Source organism: Streptomyces sp. PT12, from assembly GCF_003311645.1.
Lineage (GTDB): Bacteria > Actinomycetota > Actinomycetes > Streptomycetales > Streptomycetaceae > Streptomyces.
The window spans coordinates 1-543 of the sequence record NZ_QEST01000119.1 but is presented as its reverse complement, the minus strand read 5'-3'; the positions used below and the strand labels follow the sequence as shown (position 1 = coordinate 543).

Here is a 543-nt window from a genome sequence, read left to right as displayed (position 1 = left end):
TGAACCCCACAAACGTCCCCGGCGTCGCCATCACCGTCACACCACCCGCAAGCGCCAACGAGCACTCACCCCGCCGCAACGCCTGCACCGCCAGATGCAACGCCACCAACGACGACGAACACGCCGTATCCACCGTCACCGCAGGACCCTCAAGCCCAAACGTGTACGACACCCGACCCGACGCGATACTCCCCGTACCACCCGAACCCAACGCCCCCTCCACGACATCCCGCGCACCCTCCACCACCTGCGCATAGTCGTGATACATCACACCCGCGAAAACACCCGTACGACTCCCCCGCAACCCCGAAGGATCAATCCCCGCACGCTCGAACACCTCCCACGACGCCTCAAGCAACAACCGCTGCTGCGGATCGATCGCCAGCGCCTCGCGGGGCGAGATCCCAAAGAATCCCGGGTCGAACTCGGCGGCCGTCTCAAGGAACCCGCCATGCCGCGTATAGCTGGTGCCCGGGTGGTCAGGGTCCGGGTGATACAGCCGCTCGACATCCCAACCACGGTCCGTCGGAAAGCCGGTGATGG

General features: G+C 65.6%; 1 protein-coding gene. It reads right to left on the bottom strand.

What is annotated here, in order from left to right:
* Nucleotides 1–543 (bottom strand): beta-ketoacyl synthase N-terminal-like domain-containing protein (locus DEH69_RS13465; RefSeq protein ID WP_147255566.1); only part of this gene is annotated, 543 nt, incomplete at both ends.